General features: G+C 63.1%; 12 protein-coding genes. 4 read left to right on the plus strand and 8 right to left on the minus strand.

Features of this window, described 5'->3' with window-relative positions; genetic code table 11:
- Positions 1–11: 11 nt before the first annotated feature.
- Genes HAD_RS08330 through HAD_RS08340 form a run of 3 tightly spaced genes read right to left on the minus strand, consistent with a single transcriptional unit; the run spans position 12 to position 2808 of the window.
- Complete coding sequence (locus tag HAD_RS08330) at positions 12–869, minus strand: alpha/beta fold hydrolase (protein WP_051596038.1); 858 nt, start codon at positions 867–869, stop codon at positions 12–14.
- A 56-nt stretch (positions 870–925) separates the two neighbouring features.
- Positions 926–1837, minus strand: a complete 912-nt coding sequence (locus HAD_RS08335) for an ABC transporter permease subunit (RefSeq protein ID WP_035570468.1) — start codon at positions 1835–1837, stop codon at positions 926–928.
- Positions 1837–2808 carry an ABC transporter permease gene (locus HAD_RS08340; RefSeq protein ID WP_241765327.1) on the minus strand — a complete coding sequence of 324 codons (972 nt, stop codon included), beginning with the start codon at positions 2806–2808 and terminating at the stop codon, positions 1837–1839. Before HAD_RS08340 ends, HAD_RS08335 begins: the two co-directional genes overlap by 1 nt.
- A 132-nt stretch (positions 2809–2940) precedes the next feature.
- On the opposite strand from HAD_RS08340, the gene HAD_RS08345 reads away from it, so the two are divergent.
- From HAD_RS08345 to HAD_RS08355, 3 genes are all read left to right on the plus strand, one after another.
- Positions 2941–3351 carry a protein tyrosine phosphatase family protein gene (locus HAD_RS08345; RefSeq protein ID WP_035570469.1) on the plus strand — a complete coding sequence of 137 codons (411 nt, stop codon included), beginning with the start codon at positions 2941–2943 and terminating at the stop codon, positions 3349–3351.
- A 134-nt stretch (positions 3352–3485) separates the two neighbouring features.
- Positions 3486–4424 carry an ATP-grasp domain-containing protein gene (locus HAD_RS08350; protein ID WP_035570470.1) on the plus strand — a complete coding sequence of 313 codons (939 nt, stop codon included), beginning with the start codon at positions 3486–3488 and terminating at the stop codon, positions 4422–4424.
- Between the two features lie 36 nt (positions 4425–4460).
- A complete protein-coding gene (locus HAD_RS08355) occupies positions 4461–5372 on the plus strand; it encodes an MBL fold metallo-hydrolase (protein WP_035570471.1) in 912 nt (303 codons plus the stop codon).
- 6 nt (positions 5373–5378) lie between these two features.
- Here the strand turns inward: HAD_RS08355 and HAD_RS08360 are convergent, their stop codons facing one another.
- The gene (locus HAD_RS08360; RefSeq protein ID WP_035570472.1) at positions 5379–7766 is read right to left on the minus strand and encodes a hypothetical protein; all 2388 of its coding nucleotides are present in this window, start codon (positions 7764–7766) and stop codon (positions 5379–5381) included.
- A gap of 164 nt (positions 7767–7930) precedes the next feature.
- On the opposite strand from HAD_RS08360, the gene HAD_RS08365 reads away from it, so the two are divergent.
- The gene (locus HAD_RS08365; protein ID WP_051596039.1) at positions 7931–8437 is read left to right on the plus strand and encodes an Lrp/AsnC family transcriptional regulator; all 507 of its coding nucleotides are present in this window, start codon (positions 7931–7933) and stop codon (positions 8435–8437) included.
- An 11-nt stretch (positions 8438–8448) separates the two neighbouring features.
- Here the strand turns inward: HAD_RS08365 and HAD_RS08370 are convergent, their stop codons facing one another.
- From HAD_RS08370 to HAD_RS08385, 4 genes are all read right to left on the minus strand, one after another.
- Positions 8449–9285: an enoyl-CoA hydratase-related protein gene (locus tag HAD_RS08370; RefSeq protein ID WP_035570473.1), complete on the minus strand. Its 837-nt coding sequence runs from the start codon at positions 9283–9285 to the stop codon at positions 8449–8451.
- Positions 9286–9364: 79 nt separating this feature from the next.
- On the minus strand, positions 9365–10375 hold the full coding sequence (locus HAD_RS08375) for an NAD(P)H-dependent glycerol-3-phosphate dehydrogenase (RefSeq protein ID WP_035570474.1): 1011 nt from the start codon (positions 10373–10375) through the stop codon (positions 9365–9367).
- A 57-nt stretch (positions 10376–10432) separates the two neighbouring features.
- Positions 10433–11947: an acetyl-CoA acetyltransferase gene (locus HAD_RS08380; RefSeq protein WP_035570475.1), complete on the minus strand. Its 1515-nt coding sequence runs from the start codon at positions 11945–11947 to the stop codon at positions 10433–10435.
- Positions 11948–12054: 107 nt separating this feature from the next.
- The gene (locus HAD_RS08385; protein WP_035570476.1) at positions 12055–13710 is read right to left on the minus strand and encodes a flavin-containing monooxygenase; all 1656 of its coding nucleotides are present in this window, start codon (positions 13708–13710) and stop codon (positions 12055–12057) included.
- Positions 13711–13723: the final 13 nt, after the last annotated feature.

Here is a 13723-nt window from a genome sequence, read left to right on the forward strand (position 1 = left end):
CGGGCGGGGCCTCAGCGCCCTTCGTTCAGGAAAGCAATGATCGCTTCGGGCAGGGCCGGATCGCCCACGGCGGAGACGTGGGTGCCGGAAATCTGCTGATACCGGGCGCCGGGGATGAGCCCGGCCAGCGCGTCACCGGACCCATTATCCGTATCCTGATCGCCGGTGATGACCAGGACGGGCAGGTCGAACGTCTCCAGCAGGTCGCGTCCGGTATAAAGCCGGGCAGACAGGGCGCCGAGATAGCCTTCCAGCGTGCCGCCGCTGGCTTTTGCCCGCGCAAGGATGGCATTTGCTGCAGGCGCTTCCTCTCCGCGCATCGCGGCTTCGATGGCCGCGCGGAATCCGTCATTGCGGCTGGCATCGCTTTCGTCGGCCACCGTGTCGCCGACGCCGCCCAGCACCAGCCGCCCGCTGGCGCGCGAGAGCAGCTGGTAGCGCAGCGCACTGATGGCGCCCATGGAATAGCCGACAACGGCAAATGGCTCGGCCTTCAGGTGTTTCATCAAGGCAATCTGGTCGCGGGCAATGGCGTCGCGCGGCCAGTTGGCAGGATCGTTCGGCACCGGCGAAGCGCCATGGCCGCGCAGGTCCGGCGCGACGACGCGATAGCCGGCATCCGCGATCTTCTGCGCAATGCCCGGCCGGACCCAGTTCAGGTCCGCATTCGCGGTAAAGCCGTGAAGAAGCAGGACGACCGGCCCTTCGCCGAGGTCGAGATAGGAAATCGTGGCGCCGTCGAACGATTCGAATGTGCGGGATTGGGCTGCGGGCATGGCGGTCTCCACTGGCGGGGAGGCAAACGCAATCGGTGCACTGGCCAGCGCAAGGCTGAGCATCACAGCGCCGAGGGCTGTTGTCCGGTGCATGGATTGTCCTCCCGATTCCGGGAGTGTGCCCAGCCTGTTGTGAACAGGCAAGCCGCCTAGCGGTCTTTCGGATCCAGCGCGTCGCGCAGGCCGTCGCCGATGAAGTTCAGGCAGAGCAGGGTGACGGCCATCGTTCCGGCCGGGGCGAGCAGCATCCACGGCTTTTCTTCCATGCGGGATGCGCCATCCGAGATCAGCACGCCGAGCGATGTCAGCGGTTCGTTCACGCCGAGGCCGAGGAAGGACAGGAAGCTCTCTGCGAGGATCACGACCGGAATGGTCAGGGTCACATAGACCGCCACCGGGCCGATCACGTTCGGCAGGATGTGACGCAGGATGATGGCGCGGCGGCTCACGCCGGCGGCGCGGGCGGCCTCGATGAACTCCTTGCCCTTGATGGCAAGCGTCTGGCCGCGAACGATCCGCGCCATGGTCAGCCACTCGATCGCGCCGATGGCTGCGAAGATCAGGAAGATGTTCCGTTCGAACACGGTCAGCAGCAGGATAACGAAGAAGATGAAGGGCAGGGCATAGAGCACATCCACGATGCGCATCATCAGATTGTCGACCCGCCCGCCGAGATAGCCGGCCGTCGCGCCCCAGGTCACGCCGATGACGAGGCTGACCGCGGTCGCAACCACGCCGACCATCAGCGAGATGCGCAGGCCGATCATCAGGCGGGCCAGCAGGTCGCGGCCCTGAAGGTCTGTGCCGAGGATGTGCCAGTTGTCCAATGTGGGCGCGATGGCCCGGGCGCCGGAAATCGTGCGGTAATCGTGGACCCAGACCATCGGCCCGATAACGGCGATGATGATCATCACCCCCAGCACCCACATCGAGGCGACAGCGGCCTTGTTGTGGAACAGGCGGGCGCGGGCATCGTCCCAGAGGGAACGGCCGCCGGCGATCGCCTGGTTGACGGGTTCCACGCGGCCGGTGGGATCGAGAAGCGGGTCAGCCTGGCTCATCAGTCGTACTTCACTTTCGGATCGAGCACCGCGTAAAGGATGTCGGCGACAAGGTTCAGGATCACGATCAGGCCGGCGTAAACGATGATCGCGCCCATCACGAGCGTGTAGTCACGGTTCAGCGCGCCATTGACGAAATAGGATCCGAGCCCCGGCAGGCCGAAAACCTTCTCGATCACGACCGAGCCGGTCATGACCCGTGCCATGGCCGGGCCGGCATAGGAGATCAGCGGCAGCAGGGCCGCGGGCAGGGCGTGCCGGGCGATCACCTGACGCTCCGACAGGCCTTTCGAGCGGGCGGTGCGGATATGGTTGGAGCGCATCGTCTCGATGATCGAGGCGCGCATGAGACGCGAGATGATGGCGATCTGCGGCAAGGCCAGCGTGATGACCGGCAGGGTCATGTTGTGCCAGTTCATGCCGATATTGGGGTAGGTGCCGAGGCCGCCAACGGCAAAAATGCCGGCGCCAAGGGCGAAAATCAGAATCAGGATCGGCCCGGTCACAAAGGTCGGGATGGATATGCCGAACATGGCGAGGCCCATGACGCCGTAGTCGGCCGAGGAGTTCTGCCTGAGTCCGGCAAAAACACCGAGCAACGTTCCCATCGTTATGCCGAGGATCATCGCCAGGGATCCGATGGTGAGGGAAATCGGCAGGCCGTCGGCGATCAGGTCGTTCACACTCTTGCCGAGCGTCTTGTAGGAGGGGCCGAAATCGCCGTGGAGCACGCCGCCGACATAGTTGAAATACTGCTCGTGAAGCGGCTTGTCGAAACCGAACTTGGCCGCGATGGCCTGTTCCGTGGCCGCCGGCAGCTTGCGTTCCCCGTCAAATGGCCCGCCAGGGGCCGCGCGCATCATCAGGAAGGCCATGGTGATGATGGCCAGCATGGTTGGGATGGCGATCAGCAGGCGGCGGGCTGTGTAGGCCCATGGGATCCGGCTGAGGGCGCGCTGCAGGGTGGACAAGGGCAAATTTCCGTCGTTGTAGCAGGGCCATAGCGAAAAGGTGTTCCACCAAAACCTTGGCAGAACGGGTATCCTTCCTTAGCTAGGTATCCGAATCGATCAAGACCGTCTCAACAGACAGGACCCTCCCAAATGGCTGATATACGCCGCGTAACAGACGCATTCGCCGTTGCTCCGCAAATTTCAGAAAACGATGTCGAAGAGATCGCCGCAGCCGGTTTCAAGACCATTATCGCCAACCGGCCGGACGGCGAAGGTGGCATCGAACAACCCCGGATGGGGCCGATCCGGGCGAAGGCGGAAGCGCTTGGGCTGACGTTCGTGGCGTTGCCCTTTTCCGGCGCTCCGACGCCCGAAATCGTTGAGCGCATGGGCGGTATCCTCAACGAGGCGCCCCAGCCCGTCCTGGCGTATTGCCGCACGGGGACACGCTGTATCACCGCCTGGGCCCTGACCCATTCCGGCCAGGGGACAGGGCAGGAAATCGTCGACGCCGCAGCAGGTGCGGGCTACGATCTGTCCAGCATCGAATCACTGCTCTAAGGGCCTTTCCGTATGGCCGGTGATCACAATTGCGCCGCATTAAGTGTGTTGTCAGTGAGCTGGCGGCGTGCGAGGCAGGAAACCGGCCGCGAACCCGTCTGCAAGGCAGGGTTCGCCAGTCAGGAGAGTACAGCATGACAGACCGGTTGTGGCTGACCGATTTCAAGTACGACGACGGCGCCATGCTGGTGAAGAAAACCGGCGCGCGTATTCCGCTGACGTTCTCACTGATCAACGACGTTTTCACCTGGCTCACTTTCTACGGTGCAGCGCAGTCCTGGCGCATCTGGCGCCGGATCGAGGGGCACAAGCGCCCAACCATCGCTTTCTACCCGGACAAGCCGCGCCCCTGGTATTTCATCTGGCCGGTGATGCATGTCGCTGGCGCGAAGCTGATCGACGATGTCACCAAGGCCGACATCGTCATGCAGTTCGATGATTGTACTGAAACGAACAACAAGCTGCCGGACGTCAAGGACGGCGCGCGCCTCGTCAATTTCGAGTGCCATGATGTGTCGAAGTCCAAGGTCGGCGTCGCCTTTGAAAAGGCGGCGGGCTATTCGCTCGCAGTCGACCCGACAACCTATACCGGCCGGATGGTAGAAAAGTCCGAACTGAACGCGGCCCATGACGGGCGGGTTCTGGAAGGCCCGCTGGATGAGGCGATTCCCGGCAAATGTTACCAGGTGCTGGTCGATAACGAGATTGAAGGCGGGCTGGTTGAAGACCTCCGCTGCTGCCTCGTGAATGGATCGCCTGTCGTGGTCTTCCGCAAGCGCCGGCCGCTGGAACGTCGTTTCGCGAACGAGAACGCCCAGGTACTGCTCGACGAACCTCGCAATTGTTACACGGCGGATGAAATCACCGTGATCGAGCGCTTTGCGAAGGAAATGAGACTGGACTGGGGCGGCATTGATTGTCTACGTGATCGCAACAGCGGACGACTCTATATCGTCGATGCGAACAAGACCGACATGGGCCCGCCAGTGGCGTTGAAGCTTGGTTCCAAGCTGAGAGCGACGCGCCGCATGGCCCAGGCCTTCGGTACACGGTTTGCGCCGAAGCGGCGATAAGGATAAGTCTGCAGACTGAATTTCGAGAGACTGCACATGGCTATCCCTTATATCAAGGAAATGGAATTCGAGTACGGGGTCGTCCAGGAGATGACGCCCCTGATCCGCCGGGTGATCGCGAACAATCCCGGCCCGTTCACCTATGTCGGCACCGGTGTTTACATCATCGGGCATGGCGAAGTGGCAGTGCTTGATCCGGGGCCTGAGCAGCCGGAACATTTCGAGGCGCTGAAAAAGGCGCTGGAGGGTGAGACCGTCACCCACGTTCTGGTCAGCCATGGCCATTCCGATCATTCGCCATTGGCCCAGCCACTTGCCGAATGGGCAGGCTGCAAGACCTATGCAAAGAATTGCGGTATCCCGACGGCCAAGGGCGAGCTTGGCAGTGCAGACGATCTGGGTTTCATGCCGGATGTCAAAGTTGGCGATGGGGATGTCATCTCCGGCCCTGGCTGGACGCTGGACGTGATCGAAACACCCGGACACACCTGCAACCATCTCTGTTTCGGCTTGCGCGAAGAAAATACCTGCCTGTCGGGCGACCATATCATGGGCTGGTCAACCACGGTTGTGGCGCCGCCGGATGGCGATATGGGCGACTATATGCGCAGCCTGGAAAAGATCCGTGAGAAGAAGTTCGACGCGCTCTACCCGACGCATGGCGACCCGGTGAAAGGACGTGACTTCGTCGAACATTTCATCACCGAATATGCCGAGCACCGCCGTGCACGGGAACGGGCGATCCTGCATCATCTTTCCCTTGGCGAGCATTCGATCCCCGACATGGTGAAAGAGATGTACAAGGACGTGGACAAGCGCCTGCATCCTGCGGCGGCCATGTCTGTGCTGGGCCACATGATCGAACTGGTGAAAACCGGCCGCGTGACCACGCCGGACGAAAAGCCGTCCGTGCGGTCGCATTTCGAACTGGTCCGCTCGGCGGCCTGATCCTGCCTATCTCATGCTGAGGCCAATGCGCCGTCCCGCAGACAGGTAGTTTGCGGCGGCGACGATGGCGTCTGCGTCGATCATGAAGTGGCGGTAGAGATCGCCAATCGTCCCGGTCTGGCCGAAGTGTTCGACGCCAAGCGGTGCCGTCTGGTGTCCCATGACAGAGCCGATCCAGGCAAGCGTGGCGGGATGACCGTCCGTCACGGTGATCAGCGTTGCATCACGCGGAACATCCGCCATCAGACGTTCGATCTGGCTGGTCGCCTCCTGGTGGCCGCGGGCGCGGGCCCGGCGGGCCGCGGTCCAGCCTGAGTTCAGCCGGTCAGCCGAGGTGATGGCCAGCACGCCGATGTCGCGGCGGTCATTGCCGATCCGGCCTGCCGCTTCGATCGCTTCCGGGGCGACACAGCCCTGATAGGCGATGACGACTTCGCAGTTCGGGCCCGGCTCGCGCAGCCAGTAGCCGCCATCGACCACGCCGCGCCGGAAGTCGGCATCGTCGCGCGCCTTGACGCCCAACTGTTCCAGCGGCCGCGTGGTCAGGCGCAGATAGACCGAGCCGCCGGTCTCGTCGCGCAGCCAGGTGCGCTCGTCCGGGTCGTTCTCGCCGCTGCGCTGCAAATAGTCGAAACTCCAGTCCATGATGATGGACAGCTCGTCGAGATAGGCCGGCTCGAAGCTGACAAGGCCATCCTGGCTCATCCCGATCAGCTGCGCGCCGATGGACTGGTGGGCGCCGCCTTCAGGGGCGAGCGTCACGCCGGACGGCGTCCCCACGATCATGAAGCGCGCGTCCTGGTAACAGGCATAGTTCAGCGCATCGAGGCCGCGGGCGACGAACGGATCATACACCGTGCCGATGGGGATCAGGCGTTCGCCGAACAGGGAATGGGACAGGCCTGCCGCGCCGAGCAACAGGAACAGGTTCATCTCCGCAATGCCGAGCTCGATATGCTGACCGGCTGGGGAGAACTGCCATTTCTGCGTCGAGGGGATGCGCTGCTGGCGGAACGTGTCTTCCTTTTCCGTCCGGGCAAAGAGGGAACGGCGGTTCACCCAGGGGCCGAGATTGGTGGACGAGGTAACGTCCGGGGAGGCCGTCAGGATCCGGTCCGCGATCTCGCTGTCGCCCTTGGCCAGCGCATCGAGGATCTTTCCAAAGCCGGCCTGCGTGGAGAGCGAGCGGTCGTCCAGGAAGACCGGGCCGGGGCTTTCTACTTTCGGCGCGGTGAAGCGGCGCGGACCCGCCTCGAAGAAAGGCACTTTGCCGAGGAAGGCGTTCATCCCGTCCTTGTCTTCGACGGTCGCCAGTGTCTCCCATTCCTCACCTTCCGGCACGCCCATATGCTGCTGGAAGTCCGCCATCTGGGCCGGGTTCATCAGGCCGGCATGATTGTCCTTGTGGCCCGCCAGCGGCGTGCCCCAGCCCTTGATCGTGTAGGCGAGGAACACCGTTGGCCGGTCGTCTGTGATGCTGTCGAACGCCTCCGTCAGCGTTTCGAGGCATTGGCCGCCCAGATTGTTCATCAGGGCACTCAGCTGCTCGTCGCTGCGTTTCGAGAGCAGGGCAGTGACATCGCCCTGGTCGCCGAGGTCATCCATCAGGCGCCCCCGCCACGCGGCGCCGCCCTGATAGGTCAGCGCTGAGTAATCCGCATTCGGACAGGACTGGATCCAGCGTTTCAGCGCCTCGCCGCCCGGTTCCTCGAACGCGGCCCGCTGCAGGGCGCCATGGCGCAACACGACGACGCGCCAGCCGAAGGCCTTGAAGATCGACTCGATCTTTTCCCACAGGCCTTCATGGACCACGCCGTCGAGGCTCTGGCGGTTATAGTCGATAATCCACCAGGTGTTGCGCAGCTCGTGCTTCCAGCCTTCCTGCAGGCATTCATAGACATTGCCTTCGTCCAGCTCCGCGTCGCCCACCAGTGCCATCATCCGGCCGAGCGGGCGGTCTGCAGCCCAGTCCTTTGCGGCGAGATAGTCCTGCACAACGGATGCAAAAGCGGTCTCCGCCACGCCAAGGCCGACCGACCCGGTGGAGAAGTCCACATCATCCACATCCTTCGTGCGGCTCGGATAGGATTGTGCGCCGCCATAGCCGCGGAAGCCTTTCAGCTTCTCCAGGCTCTGATTGCCCATCATGTATTGCATGGCGTGGAACACCGGCGAGGCGTGCGGCTTCACGGCCACGCGATCTTCCGGGCGCAGCGTGTGGAAATACAGCGCCGTCATGATCGACACCATCGAGGCGCAGGAGGCCTGGTGCCCGCCCACTTTCACATCGCCTTCGCCCTTGGGGCGCAGGTGATTGGCATTGTGCACCATCCAGGCGGACAGCCAGAGCAGACGTTGTTCCAGGATTTTCAGATGGTCCAGCTCACGCGGCATTGCCTGCTCCCTGCGATGATTTTTGTCACAGGTTACCGGATGGGATGGCCCTGCCTGCTGCCGCCGATAATACCATCGGTGCTTCAGGAAATCCCGCCAATTAGGATTGGCATTCAGCGAAAAACTTGTCTATTTCCCTACCATATTCTGGATTTGAGGTGAAAATGACTGCGTTGGACAAAATCGACATCCGAATTCTGGACTCGCTGACAGAGCATGGGCGGATCAGCATTTCCGAGCTTTCGGCGGTGATCGGCCTGTCGCAAACGCCCACGGTGAACCGGATCCGGAAACTGGAAGAGACCGGCGTGATCAAAGGGTATCAGGCGCATTTGTCCGAGGCGCTGCTGGGCGGGGCGATTTCCGTCTTCATCTGGGTTTCCCTGGTCGATCAGAACAGCAAAACCCTGATTTCATTTGAAGAGGTCATGGAGCAGTCGCCGGAGGTCATGGATTGTTACCTCATGACCGGAGATGCCGATTATCTTCTGCGCGTTGCCGTAGACGGACTTGAGGAGTTCGAGCGGTTTCTGACGGAACGGCTGGCCGGCTTGTCAGAAGTGACGCGGATCCGGTCCAGCGTTGCCCTGCGTCCGGTCGTTCAGAAACGCCGGCCGCCCGAACTCTCAAGGCAGGTGCAGTCAAATCCGCTCAAACAGCGAAGCCAATGAGCGGACCCGGCCTACATCGCCGTGTCACGTAGCTCCGACAGTTCCGGATAGTCCGGATCGCGCTTTTCCATCCGGGCCTTGAAGGCCTCGGCCATGTGCGGCGGCGGGAACATCGCGGCGTTCCAGACGCCGATATAGTCCAGCGTGTCGGCGGTGTTGTGATCGCGGCCGTAATTGATCAGCACCTTGCAGCCGGTGACGGCCAGCGGGCTGTTGGCGGCGATCTCGCGGGCGACGCCCATCACGGCGTCCATCATCTCTTCGTGCGTGTCGAACACGTCGTTGACGAGGCCGATCTCTTTCGCCTTGGCGGCAGGCAGGCGCATGCCGGTATAGGCCATCTGCTTGGCCCAGCCTTCGGGGATGTAGCGTTGCAGGCGCGGGAAAGTGCCGACATCGGCGGTCATGGCGATATTGGTTTCCATGATGGAGAAGAAGGCGTCCTTGGTGCACCAGCGGATGTCCCCGGCGGAGATCATGTCCACCGCCCCGCCAATCACGCCGCCATGCAGGGCGAACAGGACGGGCATGCGCGCCTCTTCCATGCAGCTGAAGCTGTGCTGGATATGCTTGATGTTCGAGCGCAGGGCTTCGGCCATGATGTAGCGGTCATGCTTGGGCGCATCGCGGTCGCCGGTGAAAACGGTCGTGTCCATGCCGCCGGAGAAATGCTTGCCGGTGGACGAGATCACGATCACCCGGGCGCGGGCATTGTTGTCGATGTCGTGGATGATTTCCGGCAGTTCGTTCCAGAACGCCTTGTTCATTGTGTTCAGCGCCTCGGGCCGGTTCATCCGGATGTGGGCGATCTTGTCTTCGATGGTGACTTCAAAGCACTCGTAAGCCATGCGTTCCTCCTGAGTTTGGAAGAACTGTAGCAGCCGGCCCCGGCACTGCCAGAGGTGACGGAAGGTCAGGCCGTAAAGCTCAGGCGGTGACGGCTTCGGCCCGGTTCGGCCGCATCAGCAGGCGGACAATGGCCTCATCGACACTGATCTCGCCTTCGATCACGGCGGCGACCGCATCGCAGATCGGCATTTCCACGCCGTGTTCTGCGGCCAGTTTCCGCAGGACAGGGGCTGTCGCCACGCCTTCGGTCACGGCGTTGCGCGCGTCCAGAATGCTTTGCAGCGACTCACCTTTGCCAAGCGCCATGCCGCAACTCATGTTGCGGCTGGTTTCCGAGGAGCAGGTCAGAACGAGGTCGCCGAGGCCGGACAGGCCCGCCAGGGTTTCCCGCTCTGCGCCGAGCTTCAGGGCCAGCCGGGTCATCTCCGCGCTGCCACGGGCAATCAGGGCGGCATGGGCCGAGCGGCCGAGCCCCTTGCCGAGGGCGATGCCGCAGGCGATGGCCAGTACGTTCTTCACCGCGCCGCCGATTTCGGCGCCCAGCAGGTCATGCGCGAGATAAGGCCGGAAGGTCGGGGTCGAGATGGCGGCGATCAATTCGGTGCCGAGGGCCTCGTCCTCGATGGCGAAGGTGACGGCCGTCGGCAGGCCCCGGGCGACATCAATGGCGAAGCTCGGGCCGGACATGACGGCCGGTACGGCGTCCGGCAGCTCGTCCTTCAGCACCTGCGTCATGAACTCGCCGGTCGCCAGCTCGATCCCCTTGGAACAGAGCACGACCGGCGTGCCGGGCTTCAGCGTGCCTTTCAGCGCCTTCAGCGTGGCGCGGGTGTGCTGGGCCGGGGCGACGGCAAACACCGCGTCCATGCCGGCAAGGTCCGCCAGGTCACTGGTCGCTTTCAGGGCCGGTTTCAGCGCGACGCCGGACAGAAAGGCGGTGTTCTCGTGCGCGGTGTTGATCGCCTCGGCGACGTCCGGCTCACGGCACCAGATCAGCACATCCTGGCCCTCACGGGTCAGCATTTGTGCGATGGCGGTGCCCCAGGCCCCGCCGCCAATCACGCCGAACTTCTTGAAATGCGTTGTCATGCCCGGAATTTGGGCGAAACCGTCATTCTGGGCAAGCCGCGGAAGTCACTGATGCGATCAGGCGAAGTCGAATGTGCCGGTTTCGCCTTCCACCATGATCTTCACGCTGCGGCCGACGGGGCTTGCATCCTCGCGCAGCACGGCGAGGGCCGCCGGGCTGGCATTGGCGAGGGCGCGGCGGCCATCCGGCAGGCGGGCGAAGATGATGCCCTTGTTCGGGCCTTCCTTGCCATGCGTGACCGTGAAGGTTTCGAGCTTGGCGACGCAGTCTTCTGAACACACATCAATTTCTTCGGCCGGGCGGGCATAGCGGGCGACGGGCGTGAACTCTGCCGGCCGGGCGGTCGAGTAGACGCCGACGGCTTCCTTGGTCATCCAGCCGCCATTGGCGAGGACGAGGCCGAAGGCCCCGGCATCGCCGCGCAGCTTTGCAACCATCTCCGCAATTCCGTGCAGGGAGTAATTGTTGCCCGGGCCACCGAAGAAGGGCAGGCCGCCGGTCAGCGTCAGCGGGCGCTTGTCGGTTTTCCAGTCGACGCCCAATGCCTGGGTCGACGAGAACACCGCGCAGGGGAAACAGGAATAGAGATCGAAATGCGCCATGTCGGCGGCCGTCTTGCCGGACTGGTCCAGCGCGCGGGAGATCGCGGCTTCCATGGCGAATGAGCCATCGAGCCGGGGGCGGACGGAGATGAAGTCATCCGAGCCTTCGCCCGCGCCGTGCAGGTAGACGCGCTTGCCTTCTGCAATGCCAAGCTCGTCGGCCTTGGACGAGCTCATCACGATGGCGGCGGCGCCCTGGTTTACAGCGTCTTGCGCAATGAACCATTTCAGGAACGGATCGGCATATTCGTAGTTCGCCTTGGACGGCGTCGACAGGAATTCGACGGAACGTTCCACCGGGAACTGGGAGTAGGGGTTCTTGGCGGCGACGGCCGTGAAGGGCTGGAACAGTTCTGCCATGGCTTTGCGATGCTCGCTGCGCGAGCGGCCTTCGCGGCCTGCGATGGCGTTTTCGAACATGGCGTAGAAATAGGCCGGGGCGACGATGCCGTGCTTGATCTCTTCGCGGCTCAGCATCATCGGGCCGGTGCCGCGATCTTCATACTCGGCGTCCGCCTCGTCCGCCCAGTTGATCTCCACGCCATTGCGGCGCGCGCCCTTGGAGGCGCGGTTGGCCTCAGAGCCGGAAATCAGCGCGCACTCGATTTCGCCTTCGAAGACTTTCGCGGCCATTTCATTGACGAGGGCCTGCGGGCTCTGACCGCCGACGGTTTCGTAGATCAGATTGGCGGGCGCCGCGCCGATGTCACGCGCCAGCGTGCCGGGCAGGTTCGTATTGTGCCCGTGCGGGTGAGGGGCGCCGCGCACCGAATCCTCGAAGATGCGAACCACGGCGAGCGTGTCGATCGCGCCCGCGATGCCCGCCGCGCCAGTGTCGTCCAGCGCCGCCTTGGACGCGTCCACCATCAGCGACAGCGGGGAAGGTGCCCCGGCTGGCCCGGCTGTGCCGTCCCACTGGCTGAGGCTTTGCCCCACGCCGACAAGAACAGGAAGATCCCCTTTGGCCATCGTTCGCTCCCGAATATCATTATGCCTGATCCCTGCTTATCGCGGGATCGGGCAGGATTCGAGACGGGACGCCGGGGAAACCCCTTAGGTCAATCCGGGCGCCGGTTTCAGGAGGCTTCCGCCGGCGCGCGTGACAGTGTGAATCCCTTGTAGCCGTTCGCTGCCACCTCATCGCAGACTTCGCGATAGACGCCGACGCCGCCCACATAGGGCATGAACACGCGCGGCTTGCCGGGAACATTGGCGCCGAGATACCAGGAATTGGCCTGGGGGTAGAGCGTGGTGTCGGCGATCTCGTTGACATGCGCCACCCATTCGGCCTCGGCCTCCGGGGTTGCCTCGACCACGGTCAGCTGGCGTTCGCCCATGTCGTGGATGCAGTCGGCAATCCAGTCCACATGCTGTTCGATGGAGACGATCATGTTGGACAGGACTGACGGGCTGCCAGGCCCGGTGATCATGAACATGTTCGGGAAGCCGGACACGGTGAGGCCCAGATAGGTGAGCGGGCCAGCCGCCCATTTGTCTTTCAGTTTCAGGCCGTCCCGCCCGCGAATGTCGATCCGGTCGAGGGCGCCGGTCATCGCGTCGAAGCCGATGGCGTAGATCAGCGTATCGAATTCATAGTCGCGCTCGCTGGTGCGCAGGCCGGTTTCGGTGATCGTCTCGATCGGTGTCTCGTTGAGGTCGATCAGGTGGACATTGTCCTGATTGTAGACCTCGAAATAGCCCGTATCGACGACCAGGCGCTTCGTGCCGAAGGGGTAGGTCTTCGGGATCAGCAGGTCTGCCGTGTGCGGATCCTTGACGATGCCGCGGATCTTGCCGGCAACGAAATCTGCCAGCAGCTTGTTGGCCGCCGGATCGACGCCCGTATCGGCATAAGGCGCGCCGACGCAGAAGCCGCCCTTCGCCCAGCGGCGCTCGAATTCGCGCTGGCGGTCCTCTTCCGATTGCTCCAGGGCCAGGTCTTCGCCCGCTTCCAGCGCCACGATCCCGATGCCGGATTCCCTCTGCTGCTGGCGGTAGTCTTCCCGGTTGGCCAGCCAGTCTTCCCGCACCGACGGATCCAGCGGGCGGTTGTGCGCCGGTACGCTGTAGTTCGGTGTGCGCTGGAAGACGTAGAGCTCTTCGACCTGAGGCGCGATGGTTGTGATCGTCTGGATGCCGGACGAGCCGGTGCCGATGATGCCGACCCGCTTGCCTGTGAGATCGGTGTCATCGGGCCAGGTGGCCGTGCTCAGCGTCTCGCCCTTGAAATTTCCGGCGCCCGGAATGTCCGGTGTTTTCGCAGCCGAGAGACAGCCCGTCGCCATGACACAGTATCGTGCCTCGATGGTCTCGCCCTGGTCCGTCATGATCCGCCATAGTCCGGACTGGTCATCGTATCGTGCGGACTCAACACGCGTATTGAAGCTGATATCGCGGCGCAGGTCGAACCGGTCTGCGATGTGATTGGCATAGTCCAGAAGCTCGCCCTGCGGCGCATAACGCTCGGTCCACTGCCATTCTTCTTCCAGGTCTTTCGAGAAGGAGAAGGAGTACTCCTGGCTCTCGATGTCCACGCGCGCGCCGGGATACCGGTTCCAGAACCAGGTCCCCCCGACGTCGCTGCCCGCCTCGAAGACGTGCGCGTTCAGTCCCATGCCGCGCAGCCTGTGCAGCATGTACATGCCGGCAAAGCCTGCGCCGACGATCACGGCATCGTATTTCGTTGTTTTTGCAGGTGCTTTTCCTGCATCGGTCCCTTTGGAATCCGACATGTTTTTTCCTCCC

The organism is Hyphomonas adhaerens MHS-3, assembly GCF_000685235.1.
GTDB lineage: Bacteria > Pseudomonadota > Alphaproteobacteria > Caulobacterales > Hyphomonadaceae > Hyphomonas > Hyphomonas adhaerens.

Coding starts and splice junctions, on each gene's coding strand:
- HAD_RS08330 (WP_051596038.1), bottom strand. CDS start 869: ATGCACCGGACAACAGCCCTCGGCGCTGTGATGCTCAGCCTTGCGCTG.
- HAD_RS08335 (WP_035570468.1), bottom strand. CDS start 1,837: ATGAGCCAGGCTGACCCGCTTCTCGATCCCACCGGCCGCGTGGAACCC.
- HAD_RS08345 (WP_035570469.1), top strand. CDS start 2,941: ATGGCTGATATACGCCGCGTAACAGACGCATTCGCCGTTGCTCCGCAA.
- HAD_RS08350 (WP_035570470.1), top strand. CDS start 3,486: ATGACAGACCGGTTGTGGCTGACCGATTTCAAGTACGACGACGGCGCC.
- HAD_RS08355 (WP_035570471.1), top strand. CDS start 4,461: ATGGCTATCCCTTATATCAAGGAAATGGAATTCGAGTACGGGGTCGTC.
- HAD_RS08360 (WP_035570472.1), bottom strand. CDS start 7,766: ATGCCGCGTGAGCTGGACCATCTGAAAATCCTGGAACAACGTCTGCTC.
- HAD_RS08365 (WP_051596039.1), top strand. CDS start 7,931: ATGACTGCGTTGGACAAAATCGACATCCGAATTCTGGACTCGCTGACA.
- HAD_RS08370 (WP_035570473.1), bottom strand. CDS start 9,285: ATGGCTTACGAGTGCTTTGAAGTCACCATCGAAGACAAGATCGCCCAC.
- HAD_RS08375 (WP_035570474.1), bottom strand. CDS start 10,375: ATGACAACGCATTTCAAGAAGTTCGGCGTGATTGGCGGCGGGGCCTGG.
- HAD_RS08380 (WP_035570475.1), bottom strand. CDS start 11,947: ATGGCCAAAGGGGATCTTCCTGTTCTTGTCGGCGTGGGGCAAAGCCTC.
- HAD_RS08385 (WP_035570476.1), bottom strand. CDS start 13,710: ATGTCGGATTCCAAAGGGACCGATGCAGGAAAAGCACCTGCAAAAACA.